This is a genomic window from Reyranella sp., from assembly GCF_017305915.1.
Taxonomy (GTDB): domain Bacteria; phylum Pseudomonadota; class Alphaproteobacteria; order Reyranellales; family Reyranellaceae; genus Reyranella.
Window position 1 is genome coordinate 1 of the sequence record NZ_JAFKJN010000044.1, and the last position, 22,672, is coordinate 22,672.

Annotated in this window: 26 protein-coding genes; 7 read left to right on the top strand and 19 right to left on the bottom strand. The window is 66.5% G+C overall.

The annotated features are described in order from the left end of the window. Positions 1–254: 254 nt before the first annotated feature. The 3 genes from J0J01_RS31190 to J0J01_RS31200 all read right to left on the bottom strand — a co-directional run bounded on the left by J0J01_RS31190 (position 255) and on the right by J0J01_RS31200 (position 2,460). Positions 255–1,184: a DMT family transporter gene (locus J0J01_RS31190; RefSeq protein ID WP_296387537.1), complete on the bottom strand. Its 930-nt coding sequence runs from the start codon at positions 1,182–1,184 to the stop codon at positions 255–257. 70 nt (positions 1,185–1,254) lie between these two features. Further along, positions 1,255–1,977: a gamma-glutamylcyclotransferase gene (locus J0J01_RS31195; protein ID WP_296387538.1), complete on the bottom strand. Its 723-nt coding sequence runs from the start codon at positions 1,975–1,977 to the stop codon at positions 1,255–1,257. Between the two features lie 15 nt (positions 1,978–1,992). Then, complete coding sequence (locus J0J01_RS31200; RefSeq protein ID WP_296387539.1) at positions 1,993–2,460, bottom strand: MaoC family dehydratase; 468 nt, start codon at positions 2,458–2,460, stop codon at positions 1,993–1,995. A 160-nt stretch (positions 2,461–2,620) separates the two neighbouring features. Here J0J01_RS31200 and J0J01_RS31205 point away from each other — a divergent pair, with 160 nt between their 5' ends. After that, positions 2,621–3,442, top strand: a complete 822-nt coding sequence (locus tag J0J01_RS31205; protein ID WP_296387540.1) for an enoyl-CoA hydratase — start codon at positions 2,621–2,623, stop codon at positions 3,440–3,442. 5 nt (positions 3,443–3,447) lie between these two features. Here the strand turns inward: J0J01_RS31205 and J0J01_RS31210 are convergent, their stop codons facing one another. The 8 genes from J0J01_RS31210 to J0J01_RS31245 are packed head-to-tail and all read right to left on the bottom strand — an operon-like array spanning position 3,448 to position 10,155. Continuing rightward, positions 3,448–4,461, bottom strand: coding sequence for a hypothetical protein (locus J0J01_RS31210; protein WP_296387541.1), 1,014 nt, complete (start codon positions 4,459–4,461; stop codon positions 3,448–3,450). Between the two features lie 30 nt (positions 4,462–4,491). Continuing rightward, positions 4,492–5,289 (bottom strand): ABC transporter permease, encoded by a 798-nt coding sequence (locus tag J0J01_RS31215; protein ID WP_296387542.1) that lies wholly within the window; start codon positions 5,287–5,289, stop codon positions 4,492–4,494. 1 nt (position 5,290) lies between these two features. Beyond that, on the bottom strand, positions 5,291–6,115 hold the full coding sequence (locus J0J01_RS31220; protein WP_296387577.1) for an ABC transporter ATP-binding protein: 825 nt from the start codon (positions 6,113–6,115) through the stop codon (positions 5,291–5,293). 4 nt (positions 6,116–6,119) lie between these two features. After that, on the bottom strand, positions 6,120–7,163 hold the full coding sequence (locus J0J01_RS31225; RefSeq protein ID WP_296387543.1) for an ABC transporter substrate-binding protein: 1,044 nt from the start codon (positions 7,161–7,163) through the stop codon (positions 6,120–6,122). A gap of 20 nt (positions 7,164–7,183) precedes the next feature. After that, entirely contained in the window at positions 7,184–8,047 is an 864-nt protein-coding gene (locus J0J01_RS31230; RefSeq protein WP_296387544.1) for a crotonase/enoyl-CoA hydratase family protein, read from the bottom strand. Between the two features lie 11 nt (positions 8,048–8,058). Then, the gene (locus tag J0J01_RS31235) at positions 8,059–8,391 is read right to left on the bottom strand and encodes an SMR family transporter (protein WP_296387545.1); all 333 of its coding nucleotides are present in this window, start codon (positions 8,389–8,391) and stop codon (positions 8,059–8,061) included. Further along, positions 8,388–9,431 (bottom strand): glycosyltransferase family 2 protein, encoded by a 1,044-nt coding sequence (locus tag J0J01_RS31240; RefSeq protein WP_296387546.1) that lies wholly within the window; start codon positions 9,429–9,431, stop codon positions 8,388–8,390. Before J0J01_RS31240 ends, J0J01_RS31235 begins: the two co-directional genes overlap by 4 nt. Next, entirely contained in the window at positions 9,424–10,155 is a 732-nt protein-coding gene (locus J0J01_RS31245; protein ID WP_296387547.1) for a methyltransferase domain-containing protein, read from the bottom strand. Before J0J01_RS31245 ends, J0J01_RS31240 begins: the two co-directional genes overlap by 8 nt. A 28-nt stretch (positions 10,156–10,183) precedes the next feature. Between J0J01_RS31245 and J0J01_RS31250 the strand changes: the two genes are divergently transcribed. Continuing rightward, entirely contained in the window at positions 10,184–11,764 is a 1,581-nt protein-coding gene (locus J0J01_RS31250; RefSeq protein WP_296387548.1) for a hypothetical protein, read from the top strand. Here the strand turns inward: J0J01_RS31250 and J0J01_RS31255 are convergent. From J0J01_RS31255 to J0J01_RS31280, 6 genes are all read right to left on the bottom strand, one after another. Further along, positions 11,761–13,245, bottom strand: coding sequence for a M48 family metallopeptidase (locus J0J01_RS31255; protein ID WP_296387549.1), 1,485 nt, complete (start codon positions 13,243–13,245; stop codon positions 11,761–11,763). The two genes, J0J01_RS31250 and J0J01_RS31255, sit on opposite strands and share 4 nt — an antisense overlap. A gap of 9 nt (positions 13,246–13,254) precedes the next feature. Continuing rightward, positions 13,255–13,713 (bottom strand): PaaI family thioesterase, encoded by a 459-nt coding sequence (locus J0J01_RS31260; protein ID WP_296387550.1) that lies wholly within the window; start codon positions 13,711–13,713, stop codon positions 13,255–13,257. After that, the gene (locus J0J01_RS31265; protein ID WP_296387551.1) at positions 13,710–14,147 is read right to left on the bottom strand and encodes a thioesterase family protein; all 438 of its coding nucleotides are present in this window, start codon (positions 14,145–14,147) and stop codon (positions 13,710–13,712) included. Before J0J01_RS31265 ends, J0J01_RS31260 begins: the two co-directional genes overlap by 4 nt. Then, a complete protein-coding gene (locus J0J01_RS31270; protein ID WP_296387552.1) occupies positions 14,148–14,996 on the bottom strand; it encodes a VOC family protein in 849 nt (282 codons plus the stop codon). It lies immediately after the preceding gene. Then, entirely contained in the window at positions 14,993–15,445 is a 453-nt protein-coding gene (locus J0J01_RS31275; protein ID WP_296387553.1) for a MaoC family dehydratase, read from the bottom strand. The genes J0J01_RS31270 and J0J01_RS31275 overlap by 4 nt, the downstream gene beginning before the upstream one ends. 133 nt (positions 15,446–15,578) lie before the next feature. Further along, positions 15,579–16,742, bottom strand: coding sequence for an acyl-CoA dehydrogenase family protein (locus tag J0J01_RS31280; protein ID WP_296387554.1), 1,164 nt, complete (start codon positions 16,740–16,742; stop codon positions 15,579–15,581). A 25-nt stretch (positions 16,743–16,767) separates the two neighbouring features. On the opposite strand from J0J01_RS31280, the gene J0J01_RS31285 reads away from it, so the two are divergent. Continuing rightward, positions 16,768–17,205: a thioesterase family protein gene (locus J0J01_RS31285; protein ID WP_296387555.1), complete on the top strand. Its 438-nt coding sequence runs from the start codon at positions 16,768–16,770 to the stop codon at positions 17,203–17,205. A gap of 118 nt (positions 17,206–17,323) precedes the next feature. Beyond that, positions 17,324–17,527, top strand: coding sequence for a (2Fe-2S)-binding protein (locus J0J01_RS31290; RefSeq protein ID WP_296387556.1), 204 nt, complete (start codon positions 17,324–17,326; stop codon positions 17,525–17,527). A 10-nt stretch (positions 17,528–17,537) separates the two neighbouring features. Here the strand turns inward: J0J01_RS31290 and bfr are convergent, their stop codons facing one another. Continuing rightward, complete coding sequence (bfr, locus tag J0J01_RS31295; RefSeq protein WP_296387557.1) at positions 17,538–18,023, bottom strand: bacterioferritin; 486 nt, start codon at positions 18,021–18,023, stop codon at positions 17,538–17,540. A 374-nt stretch (positions 18,024–18,397) separates the two neighbouring features. On the opposite strand from bfr, the gene J0J01_RS31300 reads away from it, so the two are divergent. After that, positions 18,398–19,012, top strand: coding sequence for a superoxide dismutase (locus J0J01_RS31300; RefSeq protein WP_296387558.1), 615 nt, complete (start codon positions 18,398–18,400; stop codon positions 19,010–19,012). Positions 19,013–19,026: 14 nt separating this feature from the next. After that, positions 19,027–19,182, top strand: a complete 156-nt coding sequence (locus tag J0J01_RS31305) for a DUF3309 family protein (RefSeq protein ID WP_296387559.1) — start codon at positions 19,027–19,029, stop codon at positions 19,180–19,182. Positions 19,183–19,298: 116 nt separating this feature from the next. Here J0J01_RS31305 and J0J01_RS31310 read toward each other — a convergent pair whose 3' ends face one another. Beyond that, positions 19,299–20,549 carry an MFS transporter gene (locus J0J01_RS31310; RefSeq protein ID WP_296387560.1) on the bottom strand — a complete coding sequence of 417 codons (1,251 nt, stop codon included), beginning with the start codon at positions 20,547–20,549 and terminating at the stop codon, positions 19,299–19,301. A 294-nt stretch (positions 20,550–20,843) separates the two neighbouring features. Here J0J01_RS31310 and J0J01_RS31315 point away from each other — a divergent pair, with 294 nt between their 5' ends. Then, complete coding sequence (locus J0J01_RS31315; protein ID WP_296387561.1) at positions 20,844–22,646, top strand: radical SAM protein; 1,803 nt, start codon at positions 20,844–20,846, stop codon at positions 22,644–22,646. Positions 22,647–22,672: the final 26 nt, after the last annotated feature.

The following is a 22,672-nucleotide window of genomic DNA, read 5'->3' on the forward strand; positions in this document are numbered from 1 at the left end:
TCGGGTTTGCGAAGACAACGGCCGGGGCCCAAGCTCCCCAACGACGTGCAGTCTTGGTGCCAGACGGGCTCTCCTGCCGCGCCAGAGGATCGGGTGCGAGCCGATCCTCTGGCGACCGCAGTCTGCACCCATTCCAAGACACAAGGTGCACGCGTGATCACGGGCGGAGTCATCGGCCCCACCAAGACTGCAGCTTATGACCCCTCCGCCCCGCTATGAGCGGGGCGCCTCCCCATTTGAATGGGGAGGAATAGTTAAGCGCTGGCCGGACCCGCCGGCCCCACCGTGCTCTTCACCTTCGCCCGCCGCACCGCCTCGCGGTGCGAGATGTACATGGCGCTGGCGAAGATCACGGCTGCGCCGACGAACGTCCAGACGTCGGGCTGCTGGACGAACAGGAAGTAGCCCAGCAGCGTGTTCCACAGGAGCGACAGGAAGCCGATCGGCTGCAGCAGGGTGATGTCGGCGAGCTGGTAGCCGTTCTGCTGGCAGATATGGCCGAAGGTGCCGCACAGGCCGGCGGCCACGAACCACAGCACGTCGGTCGGGCTCGGCGTCTGCCAGAACCACAGCGCGACCGGCGCGGCGAACAGCACGATGGTGAGGTGCTGCCAGATGACAATGGTGGGCGCCGATTCGGTGCGCGCCAGCGCCTTGGAGATCAGGTTGGAAGCCGAGAAGATCGGCGTGCTGATCAGGATGACGATGGCGCCGAGCCCGAGGTCGCCGATACCCGGGCGGATGATGATCATGGCGCCGGCGAAGCCGACGGCGACCGCGATCCAGCGGCGCAGGCGGACGTCCTCGCCGAGGAACAATGCCGCCCCAATGGTCACGAAGATCGGGCCGGTGAAGCCGAGCGCGGTGATGCTGGCCAGGGTCGTCAGCGGCAGGCCGATGAACCACAGGAACATGCCGCCGGCATGGATAGCGCCCCGGAACAGGTGGAGCGGCAGGCGGCGCGTATGCATGGCGCGGCGGACGCCGAGCTTCATGATGATCGGCAGCAGGATCAGCGTCCCGAAGAAATAGCGCATGAACGCCATGACGTAGGGATTGAGATGCTGCGACGGGATCAGCGTGAAGACGTTAAGCAGGGCGAACAACAGGCCCGACAGGCCGACCCACAAAATGCCGCGCAGATTGGGCGGCAGCGCTTTCCAACGAACGACGAGATCGGTCACGCGGCGACTATGTCACAGCGCGTGCAGCACCGCCCAGCGTTGCGTCACGGGATTTTCGAGGCGCGGCGGCTCAGGCCTGGCCGACGACCACGCTTTCGCGCTCCGGCGGCACGCTCGGAGCCACGTCCTCGCCACGCAGATGCCCGACCCGCGCCACCATGTCCTCGATGTAGGGATCGTGGATGCCGAGCGCGCGGGCATGGGCGGCGGTGTTGGCGAGATAGTCGCGGCAGGCGCCGCGCCGGCCCTCGGCGAAGGCGATGTGATGCGCCTGCTTGTCGGCCGGCAGGTCGCCGCAATACTGGCAATGCGCGGTGTCGACCTCGAAGGTCACCGCCGTCACGGCGCGGCCGTCGCGCAGCGTCGCCGGCACCCATTGCGGCTGGTAGTAACCGGCCAGCATCTCGCGGTTCCACAGGATGGCGAGCTCGCTCTCCACCTGCTCGGGCGCCAGGCGATAGGCGATGCCCTCGCAGCTGCCGCCACGCTCGAGCGCCAGCATCAGGCCGGGCAGCTCGGGCGTGCCGCGACCCATCGGCGTCCAGAAGCAGAAGGAGCGGTGCCAGCCCTGCACCTGGCAGATCGAGGACTCGGCGAACTCCAGCGCCGGGTTCCACATCAGCGAGCCGTAGGCGAACACCCACACTTCGTCGCCGGGCGCGCAGCGCTTCAGCGCCTGACGCAGGCTCGCCTCGCGCTGGCCGGCATCCAGGAAGAAGTCGTAGCCGGCCTGGCGGGCGTCCCTGACGATCTGCTCGATGCGCTCGGTCGTCAGCTCTTCACGCTTCAGCAATGCCCGACCCCCCGCTCAGGTGCCGTAGACGATGGACATGGTCTCGGCGATGCACGCCGGCTTGTCCTGCCCCTCGATCTCGATGGTCATCTCGTTCGTTAGCCGCACGCCGCCGCCCTTCATCGGATCTGCGGCCATCAGCCTGGCGCGTGCCCGCACCCGCGAGCCGGCCGGCACCGGGTTCGTAAAGCGCACCTTGTTGCAGCCGTAGTTGATGCCGTTGCGCACGTTGTTGATGTGCGAGATCTGGTGGTTGAGCATCGGGATCAGCGACAAGGTCAGGAAGCCGTGGGCGATCGTCTTGCCGCCCGGCATGTCCTTCTTGGCGCGCTCGACGTCGACATGAATCCATTGATGGTCGCCGGTCGCCTCGGCGAACTGGTTGATGCGCTCCTGCGTGACCTCGACCCAGTCGCTCACGCCGATCTCCTGCCCCACGAATTTATGCATGTCGTTGGGGTGGGAGAATTCCCGCTTGGCCATTCCCTACCTCTGATTGTTTCCACACACCACGCGATAGTAGCACTAACCGGTCGCGCCCGTCGGGTTTCACAACCCGTCCGCTCCTTCGCGTCGCGTTTGTATCGTCGCCGCCTTTTGCCCATCATGCGACTCACAAAAATGCACAGGAGGACGATGCGCCATGGCCTATGAGACGGTGCTGTACGAGGTCGCCGATCGAATTTGCACCATCACACTCAACCGGCCCGAGAAGCTCAATGCCTGGACGCGACAGATGCATCTCGACCTCCGGGACGCCATGCAAAAAGCCGGCGGCGACGAGCAAGTACGGGCGATCATCCTGACCGGCGCCGGCCGCGGCTTCTGCGCCGGTGCCGACATGGGTGGGCTGCGGGCGATCGGCGCCGGCGGCTCGGTCGACCGCAGCAGCGTCATCCACGACGATTTGCCAGGCGGCAGCGCGTTGGCCGAATTTCGCATGCACTATTCCTATTTCCCCAAGATCCCGAAGTTCATCATCGCTGCCATCAACGGGCCGGCGGCGGGGCTGGGTTTCGTCATCCCGCTCTATGCCGACCTGCGTTTCGCCGGCGAATCGGCGGTGTTCACGACCGCCTTCGCCCAGCGCGGCCTGATCGCCGAGCACGGCGTGAGCTGGCTGCTGCCGCGCCTGGTCGGCCTGCCGGCGGCGCTCGACCTCCTCTGCTCGGCCCGCAAGTTCCGCGCCCCCGAGGCGCTGTCGCTCGGCCTGGTGAGCCGGGTCATCGCGGACGACAAGCTGCTGGCCGAGACGCGCGCCTATGCCCGGCTGCTGGCCGACACGGTGTCGCCGCGCTCGGTCGCGGTGATGAAGCGGCAAATCTGGGAGGCAGAGTTCCAGTCTCTCTCGGAGGCCACCATCCAAGCCAACCACGAGATGGAGCTCTCGTTCCAGACCGCCGACTTCAAGGAAGGCGTTGCCCACTACCTCGAGAAGCGCGCCGCGCGATTCACCGGGCGTTAGAGGCTCTACTTTTTGAAGGTCTCGGTCGTCCCGAACAGCTTGTTGCTGCCCGGCTCCGATGCCTGGATGACAACGCCATCGAAGACGTCTCGGATTTCGGGATACTTCTTCAAGAAGCCGGCGATCAGGCGCTGGCTCTCGGCGCGGACCATGGCGGTGTCAGCGAGCGAGGGCGTCTCGGACTGGATGATCACGGCCAGTTGGCGGCTGGAGAAAGCCAGCGGACGAACGTTGAGGATGCGGAACGTCTCGCCATCGAACTGCCAGATGAAGGGCGCCGTGCCTTTCAACTCCGCCGGCAGCTCGAACGCTTTCCATTCCTTCTCAAAGTCCCGCCACAAGCCGGTCTGGAAGGACTTGCCATAGTTGCCGAGGGTTGCCGCCTCGGCGAACAGCATGGCTGCGTTGAACGCATGGCCGTTGTCACGCTGCTGTCGCGCCATCGCCTGGAAATCCGCCGCGGACTTGCCGAGCGCGGTCGTCGTCACGGCATGGAACCCCTTGAGGCGCCAGTCGTCGGAGTTCCCGGGGACCAGCCAGACGACGAACGTCATGACATAATTAGCGCCGTCCGCCTCGATGATCACGTGCGCCTGCTTGGCCACCGACGTGGCCGCGACGAACACCTTGTCGCCCAGCGTAGCGGACGCGCCGCGCACGCCACACATGACGAAGCGGTCTGCCACTGAGCCGCGCGACGCCACCAGAAAGGATTGAGCGACATGCGGTTCACCGAGGTCTCGGGTCAGCTTCGCCAGAGGCAGCAGAAACGTCGTCGATATCTGCTCCGCCGTGAGGGTGCGCTGGATGTCGGGCGCGAGCTGGCGATGGATTTCCGCCGCATCCTGCTTCACCGCCAGCCGGGCGAAGCGCAGCGCCGCCTGCTGATAAGGCTCGCGCTGATCCGAGGCGACCTCATCGCCGGTCTTGCACTGATCGAAGCTCAGGAACTGGGCGGAGGCGTCGGCCGGTCCGCCCATCGACGCCGCCAGGACCAGTGCGCCCGCAATCCGTCGCAACCTTCGGTATCCTGCCCCCATGCGGGGAGCTTACACCTTCTCCGTCTCGCTGGCGCGCGGCTGCCAGGTCATCAGGCGCTGCTCGACCAGGGTGACCAGGGCATCGAGGACCAGCGCGAAGCCGGTCAGCACGATGATGCCGGCGAACACCGTGTTGATGTCGAAGGTGCCTTCGGCCTGAAGGATCAGGTAGCCGACGCCCTTCGACGAGCCGAGATACTCGCCGACCACGGCGCCGACGAAGGCGAGGCCAACGGCGTTGTGCAGGCTCGCGAACACCCAGCTCATCGCCGACGGCAGGTAGATCGAGCGCAGCAGCTGGTTGCGCGAGGCGCCCAGCATGCGGGCGTTGGCAAGCAGCGTCGGGCTGACCTCGCGCACGCCCTGGTAGACGTTGAAGAACACCACGAAGAACACCAGCGTGACGCCGAGCGCGACCTTCGACCAGATACCGAGGCCGAACCACACCGCGAAGATCGGCGCCAGCACCACGCGCGGCATCGAGTTCAGACCCTTGATGTAGGGCTCCATCACCGCCGAGGCGGTGTTGCTGAGCGCCAGCCACAGGCCGATCGCCAGGCCGGACACCGCGCCGATCAGGAAACCCAGCAGGGTCTCGAGCAGGGTCACCCAGAGATGCTCGAAGATCTCGAACGAGGTGAACCACTCGACGATCACCCAGAACACCTTGGCCGGCTCGCCGAAGAAGAAGGCGGCGCGGTTGTCCTGCTCGAAGTAGAAATTCGGCAGCAGGCCGGGCTTGGTCAGCGAGTGCCACAGCAGGATCAGCGCGGCGAACACCGCGAACTGCAGGACCCTGAGCTTCATCTCACGCCGCCTTCTGGCGCTGATAGGCCTTCAGCACCTCTTCCTTCATGGCGCCCCAGATCTCCTTGTGCAGCGCCAGGAAGGCCGGCGTCATGCGGATCTCCGAGACGTCGCGCGGCCGCGGCAGGTCGATCTTGAAGTCGCCGATCGGCCGCGTGCCCGGGCCGGCCGACAGCACCACGACGCGGTCGGAGAGCGCGATCGCCTCCTCGAGGTCGTGGGTGATGAACAGTACCGACTTCCTGTCCTCGGCCCACAGCGCCAGCAGCTCGTTCTCCATGAGCTGCCGCGTCTGCACGTCGAGCGCCGAGAACGGCTCGTCCATCAACAGGATGTCGGGGCTCAGGATCAGCGTCTGCGCCAGCGCCAGCCGCTTCCTCATGCCGCCCGACATCTGGTGCGGGTAGCGGTCGCCGAAGCCCGCCAGGCCGACGCGGCGCAGCCAGGCCTCGCCCTGCTCCACCGCCTGGGCGTGCGAAACGCCGCGGAATTCGAGCCCCGCGATCACATTGCCGATGCCGGTGCGCCACGGCATCAGCGCATCGGCCTGGAACATGTAGCCGGCGCGCCGGTTGACGCCGTTGGCGGCGATCAGCCGCTCGCCGAACACGGAAATCGTGCCGGACGACGGCTCGAGCAGGCCGGCAGCCACGTTCAGGAGGGTGGACTTGCCGCAGCCGGTCGGGCCGACCACCGACACGAACTCGCCGGCGTCGACGCGCAGCGTCGCGTTGGCGACGGCCGTATAGGCCTCGCCGCCCTCACGAGCGGCGAAGCGGCAGGTGACGTCGTCGAGCGCCAGGGCGGGCGCGTTGGTCGCCACGATCGCCTTACGAGCGCTTCTTCGCCTTTTCGGCGAACTCGTTGGTCCAGGTGTCGGCGAGCTTGATCTTGTCCTTGTCGGCCGCGAGCTTCGGATCCGCATCGACCAGGAACTTGAGACAGTTGTCCTGCGCGCCGGCCGGCATCGTGCCGTCCGGCGAGATGCACTCGCGCACGCCGGCGAACGACTTCTCGTAGATCGCGCGGTCGCCCAGCAGGTAGGCCTCGGGCACCGTCTTGGCGACGTCGGCCGGCGAGGCGGTCTGCAGCCACTCGTCGGCGCGCACGATCGCCGTGGCGAGCGCCTGCGCGGTGTTCGGGGTCTTGGTCAGGAACGCCGGCTGGCAATAGAGGCAGGCCGCCGGGAAGGCGCCGCCGAACACCTCCAGGTTACCCTTGGTGGTGCGGGTGTCGACCTTGATGTCGATCATGCCCTTGTCCTGCAGGATGGTGAGCGCCGGGTCGGTCTGGGACACGCCGTCGACCTGGCCCTTCTCGATCGCCGCCACGACCGTCGCGCCGGCACCGACACCGATCGCCACCACGTCGGAGGCCTTGAGCCCGCCCTTGGCGGCCCAACTCAGCAGCAGCATGTGGGTCGAGGAGCCCGGCGCGCTGACGCCGAACTTCAGGCCCTTGATGTCGGCCGGTCCCTTGACCTTGGCGGCGACTTCCTTGCGCAGGCCGATCGCGATCTGCATGCCGCGGCCCATCAGCACGAAGCCCTTGATGGGCTGGCCGCGCTGCTGCATGCGGATGGTGTGCTCGTAGGCGCCGGAGGTGACGTCGGCGCTGCCGCCCATCAGGGCCTCGAGCGACTTGGAGCCGCCCTGGAAGTCGTTGATCTCGACATCGAGGCCGGCGTCCTTGAAGAAGCCCTTCCGCTCCGCGATGGTCAGGGGCAGGTAGTAGAGCGCCGACTTGCCGCCGACCGCGAGCACCACCTTGCTCTTCTCCGGCTTGCTGCCCTGGGCGCGCACGATGTGCGGCGCAGCAACGAGGGCCGGCACCGCCGCCAGGACGGCGCGGCGCGGCAGATGAATTTTGGTCATGGTTTCCTCCTCAACACCCTTTAGCGGAACTTACGCTCCACCCACCACGGATAATAAGACGGCATTCCGTCGCTGACTTTCATCGGGAAGCGCGCCGGCCGCTTCTCCAGGAAGGCGGTCACCCCCTCCTTCACGTCGGCCGACTTGCCGCGGGCATAAATCCCCTTGGAATCGACCTTGTGGGCCTCCATCGGATGGTCGGTGCCCAGCATCTTCCAGATCATCTGGCGGTTGAGCGCGACCGAGACCGGCGCGGTGTGGTCGGCGATCTCGCGAGCCAGCGCATAGGCCGCGGGCAGCAGCTCCTCCGGCTTGTGGACCGAGCGCACCAGCCGGCCGCTGAGCGCCTCCTCGGCCGGGAAGACGCGGCCGGTCATCACCCATTCCAGCGCCTGCTGAGGGCCCACGAGGCGCGGCAGGAACCAGCTCGAGCAGGCCTCCATGACGATGGCGCGGCGGGTGAAGACGAAGCCGTAGCGTGCCGCCTCCGAGGCGAGCCGCACATCCATCGCGAGCTGCATGGTGATGCCGACACCGACCGCCGGTCCGTTGCAGGCGGCAATGGTGGGCTTCAGCGAATCGTAGAGCCGCAGCGTGAACAGCCCGCCGCCGTCGCGATGGCCGTCGAGGCCGGGATCGACCGGACCGCGGTTCTCGGCGTTGAAGGTGTTGGCGCCGCCGGAGAGATCGGCGCCGGCGCAGAAGCCGCGGCCGGCACCGGTGAAGACCACCGCGCGCACGTCGTCGTCGCGGTCGGAGCGGTCCATGGCGTCGAGCAGCTCCGACAGCATCCTGCCGGTGAAGGCGTTGAGCTTGTCCGGCCGGTTGAGCGTGATGGTGAGGATGCCGTCCGTCTTCTCATACTTGATCTGCTCGTAGTCCACGGGACGTCTCCTCAAGTCTGGTTGATCAGTACCACCCCGCCCATGATGAGCGCGATGCCGCCGATCTGCTTGATGCCGAACGGCTCGCCGAAAAGGAAGTGGCCCATCACCGCGACGATCGCATAGGACAGCGACACGCTCGGGAAGGCGACCGACAACGGTATCTTGCGCAGGGCGAAAATGTAGAGGAAGGCCGCCGAGCCGTAGAACGCCAGCCCGATCAGGGTCGAGGGACGGAAGATCTGCTCGATCAGGGTCGGCGCATCGGCGCCCGCCTTGAGCAGCATCTGGCCCACGATGCCGGCCAGGATGCTGATCCCCAGGACCACGTAATAGATCATCATCGTTTCGGCTCCGATTGAGGCTCCGGTGGATTCGGCACGCGATAGGGCTGGCCGGCGGCCTGCGTGTTGACGGCCGGCCGCTCGACCGCGACAGCGCCGTCGCCGCGCGTGAACACTTCACGGATCAGGTACTGCGGCTTGCGGTTGCTGGCGAGGAACATGCGGCCGAGATACTCGCCGATCACGCCGACCACGATCAGCTGCACGCCCGCCAGCACCAGGACGGCAACCATCAGCGAGGCCCAGCCCTGCGGCGGCTTGCTCTCCGAGATCGCCTCGGCGATCACGATGACCGCAGCCAGCGCGCCCAATGCGCCGAAGGCGATGCCGAACAGGGTGGCGAAGCGCAGCGGGATCACCGAGAAGTTCAGGAACATCGACAGCCACAGCCGGAACAGGCGGGAGATCGTGTAGTTCGAGCGACCCTCGATGCGCGGCAGGTGCGCCACCTGCAGCCGGCCGACATTCTGCGTCACCTGGAAGACCAGGCCGTCGACATAGGGGTACGGGCCCTCGTAGCCGGCGGTGATGTGCTCGCGCACGAAGGCCGAAAGGCAGCGGAAGCTCGAGAGATAGAGGCCCTTGGGCTTGTCGATCAGATGATCGGCGCACCAGTTGGTGAAGCGGCTGCCGATGTTGCGCCAGGCCGCGTGCTTCTTCTCCTCGTAGTAGGTGTAGACGGCGTCGTAGCCGCCGTCGCGGGCATACTCGTAGAGCCGCTTCACCTCGGACGGCGGGTTCTGCAGGTCGTCGTCCATGGTGATGGCGAAGGCGCCGCGGGAGCGCGCCAGCCCCGCCATCACCGCGTTGTGCTCGCCGAAATTGCGGCTGAGGCTCAGCACCGTCACCGGCGCGCCGGGTTCGGCCGCGAGCTTCTTGCAGACCTCCAGGCTGTTGTCGGGACTGCCGTCGACCGCCAGCACGATCTCTAGCCCGCCTTCGATGTCCAGCGCGCGCAGCGCCTCGACCAGCTCGCCGACGGTCGCCGCGCCGTTGTAGACCGGCACGACGATGGAGAGCGCGAACGCCGGATCAGCCATTGCGCTCGGCCACGATCAGCAGGGAGCCGCCGAACGGCAGCGGGATGCCGGCGCCGATCACCGCGCGCTCGACGGCGAGCGCCGTCGAGAAGATCGCGTCGAGCCAGCGCGGGAAGTCGCGCACGTCGCTTTCGGCGTCGGCGCGCTCGGTCAGTCGGTGCAGCATCATCAGGGGGAAGAGCAAGGTGTTCCAGTAGCTCGCCTTGAGGACCTTGAAGCCGCAGCCGGCCAGCAGGGCACGCGCCTGGCCGCGGGTGAAACGCCGGACATTGTGCACGCGCCGGTCATGCGCCGACAACAGCCAGCCATAGGCCGGCAGATTGAACAGCGCGATCGCACCGGGCTTCAGGCAGCGATGCGCTTCCCTCGCGGCACGCCCCGGATCGACGCCGCCATGGCACAGCACGTCGAGCGACACGTAGCCCGCGAGCACCGCCGGACCCAGTGGCATTTCGTTGACCGAACCGCAGGCGACCGGCCGTCCGGACTTCGCACCCGCGAGAGCGGCGGCGGCGGGATCGTACTCGACGCCCAGCGCAGCGGGCCCCAGTCGCGCCAGCATGCCGCCAGTGCCGCAGCCGGCATCGAGCACCGGCCCCTCCGCTTTGCCGTCCGCCTTGCGAAGCGCGCGCGTCAGTTCCTGCACGACCAGGGCGCGCAGGCCGCGATACCACCACATGCGATCCTCGACCGCATGCATGCGCTCGTACTCGATCCGCTCCACGCACCGCTTATGATATCTTGATCGGGCCTTGCCAACCGCCACGACCAAACCACCCGTCATTTCGCCGCGCCTGGAGCGGCTCCTGCTGGTACCGCTGTTCGCGCTGCCGGTGATCTGGCTGGCCGGCTATTTCTTCCCGCCGATCAACCACGATGTCGGCGCCATCCTCTACGTCACCGACCGCTGGCTCGGCGGCGAGAAGCTCTATGTCGACATCATCGACGAGAACCTGCCGCTCACCTTCATCGTGCACGCCCTGCCGGTGCTGACGGCCAGGATCCTGCCGGGCGGCGTGCCGCTGTGGTTCACCGCCTGGGTGGTGGGCGGCATCGCCCTCTCCTTCTATGCCTGCCGCCGCCTGGTCCGCCTGGTGCCCTCGGCCGACCATGCGTTGACCGAAGCGTTGCTGCCGCCGGTGCTGCTGTTCCTGTTCACGGTGCTGCCCAACGAGCATTTCGGCCAGCGCGAGCACATCATGTTCGTGGCCTGCGCGCCCTACTTGATCGCCTCGATGGCACGGGCCGAGGGCGTGCAGCTCGGCCGATGGAGCGCGATCGTCATCGGCCTGACGGCCGGGCTGTTCCTGGCGATGAAGCCCTATTACCTCGCCATCCCGGCGACGGTGGAGCTGTTCCTGCTGACGCGCCGCGGCTGGCGCGCCACCTTCATCGACCGGATCCCGTGGTCGATCTTCGCGGTGGCGCTCACCCACCTGGTGCTGATGTACACCGTGTTCTCGGTGTTCGGCCGCTTCATTATGCCGATGGCGCTCGAGTCCTACGAGCCGATCGGCGATGCCGGCTGGCGCCAGGTGCTGACCAGCAACGTCATGCTGCCGACGCTGATCGCGCTGCTGCTGTTCGGCGCCTTCGCAATCTTCCTGACGCGGGCGCTGGCGGCGCGGGCGCTGCTGGCCTTCGGCATCGGCGCGGCGCTGTCGGCGATTGCCCAGGCCAAAGGCTGGCCCTACCACGTGCTGCCGGCGCTGTCGGCGGCGATCCTGCTGGCGACCTTCACCCTGTCGCAGACCGTCGACCGCTACCTGCCGATCGACCGCAGCGCCCATCGCCTGCCGGTGGCGGTGATCTCGGCGACGCTGATGGTGCTGCTCTACTTCCAGGCGGCGCTGTACACGCCGCCCTTCTACAAGCAGCGCCAGTACCAGGATTCGGTCGGCGGCATCCTGGCCCACATCGTCGAGCAGAACGCACCGCACCGCACGATCCTGACGCTATCGCCCGGCATCTACCCGTTCTGGCCGATGCTGAACTACGTGGATGGCCGCATGACCATGCGGCTCCTGACCATGTGGGTGGTGCAGGGCGTCTATGCCGACTGCGAGGATTTCCCCGCCCTCTACAACGCGCCCGACACGATGGGCGACACCGAGAAGTTCGTGTTCGACGCGGTGTCGGAGGACTTCGCCAGGGGCCAGCCGGATCTGCTGATCGTCGACACCATCCCCGGCATGCCGCGCTGCCAGGGCAAGGTCTTCGACTACCTAGAGTACTTCCAGCAGAACAAGGTGTTCGCCGACGCCTTCGAGCACTACGAGCACCTGATGGATTTCGACCGCTACAAGATCTACCGCAAGAAGAAGCACGGCTAAGCGGCGGCCGGCTTGGGCGGCGTCGCCTGCCCGCTCACGATCAGGACGTTCTGGTAGGTCTGCGACAACCCCTCCTCGATCTCCGTCAGCGCGCCGAGCGACAGCGCCGAGCTGCCGGCTGCGGCCAGCGCCACCTGATCGACCGGGATCGAATCGAGATCGAGCTTCAGGGCCGCGATGCGCTCGCGCGTCGATGGATGCGTGTCGGTGGGATGCGCCATCGCCTGGCCCGCGACTGCCTTGATCTGGGCCGCGGCGTCCTTGCCGCCGTGCTCGATCGAGATCTGCGCATAGGTCTCGCTGAGGTTCCTGAACGCCTTGCCTTCGTCCAAGACCTTGATCGCGGTCCCCACGGTCGGCCTCCACATCGGCACATACAGGCCGACCTTCAGCAAGGCGGTCGCCAGCGGCATCGGGCCCGCGATCGACGCGCCGACCTCGTCGGCGGCATGCTCGCGCTCGCGGCTGATCCGACGCTCCGGCCGGGCGAACTGCGACAGGCAGAAGTCCAGCATCGACCGGGCAGGAATCGCCATGGCGGAGATCAGCCCGCCGCGCGAGGCCTGGCGATGAACCGCCAGCAGCGCGTCATGCAAGGTCCGGTAGGCCGGCGCGAAGCGCATCGAGTAGAGCGTGTCCTCGCCGGAGAAGTGACCGAACTCGTGGCCGACCACCGCATCGAGCTCGGCCGCCGTGAACAGCCGGCAGAGCGGCGCCGACAGGTAGAGCGTGTTACCCGGCAGGGGCTGCGGTTCCCCGACCAGTTGGACTGGCGCCGAGGTGACGAAGAAGTTCGGCTCCAACCCGACCACGACGTTCGACGGCACCGCCGCCCCCGTCTTGGCCGCGAGCTCGCGCAGCCGGCCGAAGAAGGCAGCCTCCTTCTCGGTGTTGAGCCGCTCGCCGACGATGAGCATGGGGTGCGGACGAAAGATCGAGAAGGTCGACTTCAGCACCAGCACGCCGGCGATCAGCCCGCCGATGCCGACCGCGCCGATGATCTGGATGTGGACGCGGCCGACCGCCTGCGATTCGAGAAGGTACAGGCCGTAGGTGGCGAGCGCGGCCTGCAGGCAGAACGAGATGCCGACCGCGAAGGTGACGACCCGAACGGTCGGACTGAAGGCGAGCGCCAGCCAGCGCCGGCTATGCCCGGTCGCCACCGGCACGAACACCGCGAGGCCCAGCGCCAGGATGCCGAGCGCGCAGGCGGCAAGCGCCGCCCATTCGAAATAATGCACCTCGTTGAGCGGCCCGCAGACCTGACCGTACTGGTGCTGGACGTCGGCTGCGCAGAACGTCTCGTACGACACGCCCTGGCTGCGAAGCTGGGCGGCGACCAGCCCGTTGTTGCGGCTGGCCGCCTTCATGAACCGGTCGTCGAGATCGGTCTTGTTGTGCGTCGCCAGCACGAAGGCGGCGATCGGCACGGTGAGCATCGCCAGGACGGCGATGACGACACTCTTAAGTAGTGACCTCATACCGGGATACTACTCCCATTTGCCGAGCACCTGCGAGCGTACGGATTCGGGGATCTTGTCGATGTCGGGCACCTTGAACACACCCGATGCAACGAGGACGATCTCGCCGCCGCAGACCAGGTCGCAGCTGCAGAAGCAGAAATTGAGGGTGCGGCGGGCAATCCGCGCCGTGCCTTCGAGCCACTGGCCGAGCTTGGCGCCGCGCACGAACTCGGTGCTGAGCGAGATCGTGGGATGCGGCCAGCGGATGCCGGTGGCGTGGCCCGAGCCCGCGCCCATCACCATGTCGGCGACGGTGACCAGCAGGCCGCCATGCGCCCAGCCCATCGGGTTGCCGTGGCGCGGCTCGAGCGGCAGGCCGACCCTGAGCTTGTCGTCCTCGGCCTTGAACCACAGCGGGCCGATCAGACCGACGAAGTCGTCGGTGACCCGCAATTGCTTGAAGCCTTCGGGGATCAGCTTGTTCATGTCGGCAGTCCGTCTTTGGAAGCGGCGAGGGTCTCGAGCGCGGCCCGCACCGCCGGATCGAACGGCGTGCTCTTGTGGGTCTGCTCGTTCAGCGACACCATGATGACCTTCTGCACCGCCGTGCAGTGCCCCTCGCCGTCGAACAGCGCCTGGCCGATCACCGCCTTGCGCTGGTGCGCCTCGACGATTCGGGCGCAGGCGGTGGCCGCGCCGGGATAGAACATCTGCCGCTTGAAGTCGGCCTCGATGCGGCCGATCACCAGCCGAAAGCGCGGCAAGCCCAAACGCACGATCTGGCGCAGGTAGGAGACGCGGGCATTCTCCAGCATCTCGATGAAAGAGCCGTTGTTGATGTGGCCGTTGGCGTCGAGGTCGGCGAAGCGCAGATGCTCGGAAGTCGAAAAGCCGTAGATGCTCCGATCGGCAAGGTCCACTCAACGCTCCGCGAATTCGATGGCGAGATGGGCGGCTTCCGACGGCGGCACCAGCAGCCGGCCGGCATTGGGCTTCACGACCTTGACGCCGTTCCTCGCCAGCAGCGCCTCGCAGGCCGGCAGGTTGTCGACCTTGAGCCGCAGCAGCGCCGGATGATCGCCCGGCCGCACCGGCGTGACGCCAGGATAGCGCTCGCCATACTCCTTGCGGCCGAGGTAGCGGATGTCGTGCGAGCCGGTGTTGGCGACGATCGAGTCGCCCTCGCGCCGCACCGCGTTCGGCCCGAAATACTTGCGCAGCTCGTCCGCCCACCGGGCCGGCTGCTCGGCGATCACCGTCACGCCCAGGATGCCGCGCGCGCCGTTGGGATGCCGCGCCCATTGCGGCCGGTACACGAATTGCGGCGTCAGGTGCTCGCAGACGAAGAAGCCGACCACCGGCATGTTGGTCTTGGGGATGCGCACGGTGCGGAAGGCCGCCTTCTCGGTCTTGCCGTCGATCTCGACGGCGCGGTCGAAGAACAGCGGCGCATCGGGATTGAGGCCGGCCGCCTTGAAGGCGTCGAACGCGAGATCCGCGCCGTCGGTCGCCAGCGCCACGTTGGCGAGCCCGCCGCCCGCCTTCAGCCATTCGCGGCGCTCGGCGTTGAACGGCGTCGGCTCGACGATACCCAGGATCTCGAAATAGTCGCGGTCGAAGATCATCAGGTGGTTGGCGGTGCCGAGCTTGGTGTGGAAGCCGCGCGGCTGGACCTGGAAGCCGAGCTTCTCGTACTGCCGCTCGGCCGCATCGATGCCGTCGACCATCACCACGACATGGTCGAGCCCCCTCACCGCGCGCTTGGTCATGAGGTCCTCCGCCGCACCATGTTGATGCCTTTGGTGGTCATCACCAGCTCGCCCTTCTGGTTGGTCACTTCCCACTGCTCGTGGATGACTCCCATGGTCGGCCGGCTCTTGGACGGCACCTTGGCCGCGCACACCACCCAGCCGGTGAGCGTGTCGCCGCCTCGCACCGGCTTCAGCCAGCGCAGCTCGTCGACGCCGGGCGAGCCGAGCGCCGTGCGCCGGTCGACGTAATGGTCGACGAACAGCCGCATCATCTTGGAAGCGACATGCCAGCCCGAGGCGATGATGCCGCCATACATCGACTGCTTCGCGGCCTCGGCATCGACATGGAAGGGCTGCGGATCGAACTGCCGCGCGAAATCGACGATCTCCTGCTCGGTGAAGGTCGTGCTGCCCATGGGGAACTTCTGGCCGACCTCGTAGTCGTCCCAGTAACGGGGTTCAGTCATCGACTGGGTTCTTCGCAGAGCCCGGCCATCTGTTCAAGCGCTCGCCCCTTTTGTCGTCCTGAGCGCAGCGAAGGACCTCATGCCGCTTCCACAGGCATGCCGCTCGCAATCGCCATGAGATCCTTCGCTTCGCTCAGGATGACATGAGGGCCTGCCCGAACCGCTTGGCGACCTCTTCGAGCATCACCTCGGACGCGCCGCCGCCGATCGCCTGCACGCGGGCATCGCGCGCCATGCGCTCGACCGCGGTCTCGCGGATGAAGCCCATGCCGCCATGGAACTGCACGCAGTCATAGAGCACCTGGTTCACCAGGTCGCCGGCCAGCGCCTTGACCATCGAGACCTGGGCGACGCAGTCGGTGCCCTGCGCGTCAAGCCAGGCAGTGTGATGGACCAACTGGCGCGCCGCCTCGACCTCGGCCAGTCGCCGCGACAGGCGCTGGCGGATCGTCTGCTTCTCCCACAGGGGCGCGCCAAAGGCGGTGCGCTGGTTGACGTAGTCGAAGGTGAGCCGGATCGCCTCGCGCGCCTCTGCCATCGCCATGGCGCCGATCACCAGCCGCTCGGTCTGGAAGTTGGCCATGATCGAGTAGAAGCCGCGGTTGGGCTCGCCCAGCACGTTCTCGGCCGGCACCCGACAATCCTCGAAGATCAGCTCGGCGGTGTCTGAGCTGCGCCAGCCGGTCTTGTCGAGCGCGCGGCCGACGCGGAAGCCCGGCGTGCCCTTCTCGACGATGAACATGGTGAGCGCGCGGCTGCCCTTGGCCTCGGGATCGGTGCGCGCGGCGATGAAGTAGAGATCGGCGCGCACGCCGTTGGTGATGAACATCTTGGTGCCGTTCAGCACGTAGTGGTCGCCGTCCTTGACCGCGCGGGTGCGCACTGCGGCGACGTCCGAACCGGCACCCGGCTCGGTGACGCCGACGGCGGTGATGCTGGTGCCGGCCATCACGCCCGGCAGGTACTTCTCGAGCTGGCGCTTGCTGCCGAAGCGGAGCAGATGCGGGCTCGCCATGTCGGTATGGACCAGCACGGTGATGGCGAAGCCGCCATGGGTCGAGCGGCCGACCTCTTCGGCCAGCACCACCGACGCCCGAGCATCGAGTCCCGCACCGCCCAGCGCCTCGGGCACACGCAGCGAGAAGAAGCCCAGCGCACCCATCTCGCGCAGCACCTCGCGCGGCACGAAGCCCGCCTCCTCCCACTTCGGGCCGTCGGGCTTCACCTTCTCCTCGACGAAGCGGCGCAGCTGGGCGCGGATGAGATCGTGCTCTTCGGTGAAGATGGGGTGTGTCATGGCGCGCGGATGCTACACTTGCGCCATGTCACGCGACAAACGCCTGCAGGATCGCTCGATCTACCCGCACTGGTCCTCCGATACCGTGCGCTTCTCCGACCAGGACGGCGCCGGCCACATCAACAACGTCGCCATCTGCGCCTACATGGAGACCGCCCGTCTCACCTTCATGCGCGACATGGGGATGATGACGCCGCGCGAGGAAGGGCTGCGCGGCATCTCGGCCGGGATGACCGTCTCGTTCCTGGCGGAATCGCACTGGCCGGGGAAGGTCGAGCTCGGGACCGGCGTGCTCAAGATCGGCACCAGCTCGATCACGGTGGCCTCGGCCGCCTTCAAGGACGACCTCTGCATCGCCGCCGCCGAGATGACGGTCGTCCGGCTCAGGGGCAAGGCGCCCCATCCGATCGACGGGGCCTTCCGGGAAGCCTTGGAAAAGTACCGTTTGAAGGGCCTAGGCTGACCCAAACCCCTGGACGGGTTGGGTTTTTCAGACGCCTTGACGATGTTGCGAATGCCTCTTATCTTCGCCGAAAGCTTGCGAGTAATTCGCAACTGCAGAGCGGAAACGTCAGGGGCGCATGTATCTTTGCATCTGCCGGGCCATCCGGGAACGTGAAGTCGACGCGGCCGTCCGGGCCGGCGCGCGCCGGCCGGTCGATGTCTTCCGGGCCTGCGGCAAGAACCCCCAATGCGGCGGCTGCGCCAACGAGATGCGCAAGCGCATCGACCAGACCATCGCCTGCGAACAGGCCGCCGCACCGACGCTGATGGCCGCCGACTAGGTCGTCGAGCCTAGCTGCTCTCCTTGCCTTCGCCGATCTGGGTCTGCAGGTAGTTCTGCTCGCCCACCTTCTCGATCAGGCTGATCTCGGTCTCCAGGAAATCGATGTGCTCCTCGGAATCCTCGAGGATGTGGACCGCGATCTCGCGGCTGACGAAATCCTTCTCGGCTTCGCACTTGGCGACCGTCGCGACCAGGTCGGTGCGTGCCGCCGTCTCGAGCTGCAGGTCGGCGTTGAGGCACTCCGCCACCGTCTCGCCGATACCGAGCCGTCCCAGGTCCTGCAGGTTGGGCAAGCCGTCGAGGAACAGGATGCGCTTGATCAGGCGGTCGGCATGCTTCATCTCGCCGATCGATTCCTCGTAGACCTTCTTGCCGAGCCGCTCGAAGCCCCAATGGTCGAGCATGCGGGCATGCAGGAAGTACTGGTTGATGGCGGTCAACTCATTCTTCAGGAGCTTGTTGAGCTCGGCGATGATCTGCGGATTGCCTTGCACGACGAACCTCCCTTAAGAGCGTTCGCCCTAGATACGCTTCGCGGCGCGCGATGCAACTGCAGAGCGCGCGACTGAGAACCGTTCGCGGAAAAATTTTCTGCGGCTGCTTCGCAATCGCCTCGTGCGCCGTCAAGACGCGGCCGACGAGGGTGCGGCCACATGCGTTCTCTCAATGCAGGCCAAAGAAGGACAGGATCGCCATCACGACGACGATCAGTCCGACAAGGTAAATGATCGCGTCCATTCGCAAATCCTCCGGGAAACGCGGGCTTCACGCTTAACGCCCATATTTCTCTGGAGGTTGCGCCGCCGGAACGTCTTCCCCCCGGCAGCGTTTAGCCTGAGTTCACGGGGAAGCAGAGGAGTCAGTAGTTATGCCATTGGATAGTCCAAAAGCCCCGTTTTCCCTCCCGAAGCTTCCTTACGATGAGAGCGCCCTCGATCCGGTGGTTTCCGCCAAGACGATCTCTTTCCACTATCACAAGCATCACAAGGCGTACGTCGACAACCTCAACAAGATGATCGCCGGTACGCCCTACGAGCACATGGATCTCGAGGCGATCGTCAAGAAGTCGGCAGGCAACGACAAGGAAAAGGGGATCTTCAACAACTCCGGCCAGATCTGGAACCACAACTTCTACTGGGAGAGCATGTCGCCGAAGGGCGGCAAGCCTGCCGGCAAGATCGCCGACATGCTGAAGGACAGCTTCGGCGGCGTGAAGGAGTTCAACGAGGCCTTCCAGAAGGCCGCCGTCGGCCAGTTCGGCAGCGGCTGGGCCTGGCTCGTCAAGGGCAAGGACGGCAAGCTCAAGATCACCACCACCGGCAACGCCGACACGCCGCTCGCGCACGGTGAGACCGCGCTGCTGACCTGCGACGTGTGGGAGCACGCCTACTACATCGACTACCAGAATCGCCGGCCGGACCACGTCAAGGACTGGCTGGAGAAGCTCGCGAACTGGTCGTTCGCAGAGAAGAACCTCGGCTAACCAGGAGACGTCACATGCTGGGCACTATCCTGCTGATCATCCTCATCCTGATCCTGATTGGTGCCCTGCCGACGTGGCCCTACAGCAGCGGCTGGGGCTACTACCCCAGCGGCGGCGCCGGCCTGATCCTGGTCATCGTGATCGTCCTGCTGCTATTGGGACGGATATAGCGATAGCGACAACGACCGCGGGCCCAACGGCCCGCGGTTTTCGTTTGGCCTCGCGCGTCAGTACCGCAGCTCGTCGGGCGACGGCGCGGTGTCGATCGGGACGCGCTGGGCTGCGCCTATCGCTGGTTGGCGGGCGAGTCGCGATGCCAGAGCTGCTTGCGCCATCGCAAGGCGATCAACGACGCGAAGAAGAGGCCGAGCAGGCTGTAGAGCGTGGCGCTCCAGGCGAAGCCCGCATGCTCGATCAGCGGCCCGCTCAGCAGCATGCCGAGCGGCAGGCCGTAGACCGCCAGCATGCGCACGCCCATCACCCGGCCGCGGAAGGCGGGATCGGCGGTGCGCAGCAGGATCACCGCCATCGGCACCATGCAGAAGCTTTGTACGAAACCGATCGCGATCAGCAGCAGCTCGCCGTGAAGCGGCACGGTGATCCAGGCGAAGACCAGGTTGAGCGCGAACCAGAGCAGCGCCGCGGCGACCATGCTGCGGGCGGCGCGGATCCGGGCGCCGCGGGCGGAGAGCGTCAGCGAGCCGATCAGCGCGCCCACGGCGAAGCTGGAGATCAGCCAGCCCAGCCCGGTCTGGTCGAGGCCGTAGATGTCCTTGGCGACGTGGGCCAGGAGCTGGCCGACGAACGGATAGGCGGCGAAGTTCATCAGGAAGGCGAGCAGGGTCGCGGCCCGCACGTCGGGCGTCGACCAGACGTAGGCGAAGCCCTCGCGCAGCGCCTTGATCGGCGACAGCGCGACCTCCGGCTCGCCCAGCACGCGCAGGCGCCGCACGCCGACATGGAGCGACAGCAGCAGGCTCACGAGGTAGGTCGCGCAAACCACGACGTAGGCGACGCCCGAGCCCAGCGTCGCCACCAGGGTGGCGCCCGACAGCGCCCCGACCACGCGGGCGGAATCGGCGGTCGTGCGCGAGATGCTCATGGCCGACATCAACATCCCGGTCGGCATGGTCTCGCCGACCAGCAGGTTGCGCAGCGTGATGTCGGAGGGCCGCACCAGGCCGATGGCGATGCCCAGCGCGAACACCGCGACCGGCGTCGCCTGGTCGGTCAGGAACAGCGCGGCGAGGATCAGGGCGATGACGATGTAGGCCGACCGCATCAGGCAGATCAGGTTGCGGTTGCCGATGCGGTCGCCGGCCATGCCGAAGAACGGCGAGATCAGCGTGCCGAGGAACTGAAGCGAGCCGAAGACCGCGAGCGCCAGCACCGAGCCGGTCGAGACCAGCACGAACCAGCCCAGGATCACGCCCTCCATCTCGAAGGCCCAGGAAGCCAGAAGGTCGGCCGGCCATTGGAATCGGAAGCTCCGAACCCGGAACGGCGCCAGCGCCGGAACGCGCTCGATTACGGTCACAGTCTTGATTCGTTTCCTCGCCGCTGGCGCCTTTGTCGCGCCTTGGCCCGGCCCGAAACTGCAAGTATGCGTGGTTCGGTGCAACGGACTCCTGTTCATGGCGACTTGGCGGCAAACGGGGGTCTGGGGGCGGAAAGCGCATTGACAACCCCCATGGGTAACTATTCATTGCCTCATCGGGGGCCATAAAGGCAGGTTCTTTTCCCACGCGCGTGGTAGGAGACTTCGCAGAAACATTGCCGTCACGCGGCCAAACGAGGCGCCGCACGCGGATTGGGTGGAGAAAAATCCGCAATGGGCGGGGCAAACAAGCAGACTTTCCAGCTCGTGCTGATCAAGCCGACGCATTACGACGACGACGGCTATCCGATCACCTGGCTGCGTTCGCACATTCCGTCCAACACCCTGGCGGCGCTGTATGGCCTGGGCGAGGACTGCCGGCGCCGCGAGGTGCTGGGGCCGGACGTCGACCTCGTCGTGCGGCCGATCGACGAAACCAACACCCGGGTGCAGGTCGACCGGCTGGTCCGCGACTTCAAGCGCGGCGGTGGCAAGGGGCTGATCTGCCTGGTCGGCGTCCAGTCGAACCAGTTCCCGCACGCCGTGGATCTCGCCCGCAAGTTCCTCGCGGCCGGCCTGCCGGTGGCGATGGGCGGCTTCCATGCCGCCGGCTGCCTGTCGATGCTGCCGGTCGTACCGCCGGAGATCCAGGCGGCGATGGACATGGGCATCTCGATCTACGCCGGCGAGGCCGAGGAAGGCCGGCTGGACGAGGTGCTGCGCGATGCCTGGAACGGCACGCTGAAGCGGCTGTACAACTACATGGACGACCTGCCGGGCATCGAGAACGCGCCGACGCCGCATCTGCCGGCGGCGGCGCTGGCCCGCAACGAGGGCAAGAAGTCGAGCTTCGACCTCGGCCGCGGCTGCCCGTTCCAGTGCTCGTTCTGCACCATCATCAACGTGCAGGGCCGCAAGAGCCGTTTCCGCAATGCCGACGATCTCGAGGCGATCATCCGCGAGAACTACAAGCAGGGCATCACGGCGTTCTTCATCACCGACGACAACATGGCGCGCAACCGGCATTGGGAAGACTTCTTCGACCGCATCATCGAGCTCAAGGAGAACGAGGGCATCGAGGTCTCCCTGCTGATCCAGGTCGACACCCAGTGCCATCGCATCCCGCGCTTCATCGCCAAGTGCCAGTGGGCCGGCGTCTATCGCGTGTTCATCGGGCTCGAGAACATCAACCCCGACAACCTGCTGGCGGCCAAGAAGCGGCAGAACAAGATCACCGAATACCGCAAGATGCTGCAGGCCTGGCACAAGGCCGGCATCTCGACCTGGGCGGGCTACATCCTCGGCTTCCCCGGCGACACGCGCGAATCGATCCTGCGCGACATGGAGATCATCAAGAAGGAGCTGCCGCTCGACATCCTCGAGCTGTTCATGCTGACGCCGCTGCCGGGCTCGGAGGACCATCAGACGCTGTGGAAGCAGGGCGTATGGATGGATCCGGACCTCAACAAGTACGACCTGCACCACCGTGTCGTGCACCATCCGAAGATGAGCGACGCGGAGTACGACCAGACCTACCGCGACGCCTGGCGCACCTACTACACGCCCGAGCACATCGAGACGGTGGCGCGCCGCCACGGCTCGGTGCCCGGCCGCAACCCGGCCGAGCCGGCCCAGTTCATGACCATGTTCAAGATCATGTTCGAGGCCGAGGGCATCCATCCGCTGGAAGGCGGCATCGTGCGATTGAAGTACCGCCGCGACCGGCGCTACGGCATGCCGATCGAGCCGATCGGCGTGTTCCACTGGAAGCTCGCGGTCGAGAGCTGGAAGAAGATCGGGATCTACGCAAGGCTCGCCTGGCAGGGCTGGCGGATCGGCCAGAAGGTCAGGCACGATCCCAAGCGGCACGAGTACATGGACCTCGCCCTCGCGCCGGTGAACGACGAGGATGACAAGCTCGCGCTGTTCGCCGAGACCTCGGGCGGCGAGGCCGCGCTCGCCAAGGTGCGCAACGAGGACCTCGCCCGCGCCAAGGTCGCCGCCGCCCACAACCAGCGGCTGGAAGCCGCCGAGTAATCCTCCCCATTCAGATGGGGCGGTGG

What these genes read in the sequence shown, in the direction of transcription:
- J0J01_RS31290 (WP_296387556.1), top strand. Translation starts at nt 17,324, where the DNA reads ATGTATCTTTGCATCTGCCGGGCCATCCGGGAACGTGAAGTCGACGCG.
- J0J01_RS31305 (WP_296387559.1), top strand. Translation starts at nt 19,027, where the DNA reads ATGCTGGGCACTATCCTGCTGATCATCCTCATCCTGATCCTGATTGGT.
- J0J01_RS31260 (WP_296387550.1), bottom strand. Translation starts at nt 13,713, where the DNA reads ATGAACAAGCTGATCCCCGAAGGCTTCAAGCAATTGCGGGTCACCGAC.
- J0J01_RS31270 (WP_296387552.1), bottom strand. Translation starts at nt 14,996, where the DNA reads ATGACCAAGCGCGCGGTGAGGGGGCTCGACCATGTCGTGGTGATGGTC.
- J0J01_RS31275 (WP_296387553.1), bottom strand. Translation starts at nt 15,445, where the DNA reads ATGACTGAACCCCGTTACTGGGACGACTACGAGGTCGGCCAGAAGTTC.
- J0J01_RS31205 (WP_296387540.1), top strand. Translation starts at nt 2,621, where the DNA reads ATGGCCTATGAGACGGTGCTGTACGAGGTCGCCGATCGAATTTGCACC.
- J0J01_RS31300 (WP_296387558.1), top strand. Translation starts at nt 18,398, where the DNA reads ATGCCATTGGATAGTCCAAAAGCCCCGTTTTCCCTCCCGAAGCTTCCT.
- J0J01_RS31200 (WP_296387539.1), bottom strand. Translation starts at nt 2,460, where the DNA reads ATGGCCAAGCGGGAATTCTCCCACCCCAACGACATGCATAAATTCGTG.
- J0J01_RS31315 (WP_296387561.1), top strand. Translation starts at nt 20,844, where the DNA reads ATGGGCGGGGCAAACAAGCAGACTTTCCAGCTCGTGCTGATCAAGCCG.
- J0J01_RS31240 (WP_296387546.1), bottom strand. Translation starts at nt 9,431, where the DNA reads ATGGCTGATCCGGCGTTCGCGCTCTCCATCGTCGTGCCGGTCTACAAC.
- J0J01_RS31285 (WP_296387555.1), top strand. Translation starts at nt 16,768, where the DNA reads ATGTCACGCGACAAACGCCTGCAGGATCGCTCGATCTACCCGCACTGG.
- J0J01_RS31235 (WP_296387545.1), bottom strand. Translation starts at nt 8,391, where the DNA reads ATGATGATCTATTACGTGGTCCTGGGGATCAGCATCCTGGCCGGCATC.
- J0J01_RS31255 (WP_296387549.1), bottom strand. Translation starts at nt 13,245, where the DNA reads ATGAGGTCACTACTTAAGAGTGTCGTCATCGCCGTCCTGGCGATGCTC.
- J0J01_RS31280 (WP_296387554.1), bottom strand. Translation starts at nt 16,742, where the DNA reads ATGACACACCCCATCTTCACCGAAGAGCACGATCTCATCCGCGCCCAG.
- J0J01_RS31225 (WP_296387543.1), bottom strand. Translation starts at nt 7,163, where the DNA reads ATGACCAAAATTCATCTGCCGCGCCGCGCCGTCCTGGCGGCGGTGCCG.
- J0J01_RS31215 (WP_296387542.1), bottom strand. Translation starts at nt 5,289, where the DNA reads ATGAAGCTCAGGGTCCTGCAGTTCGCGGTGTTCGCCGCGCTGATCCTG.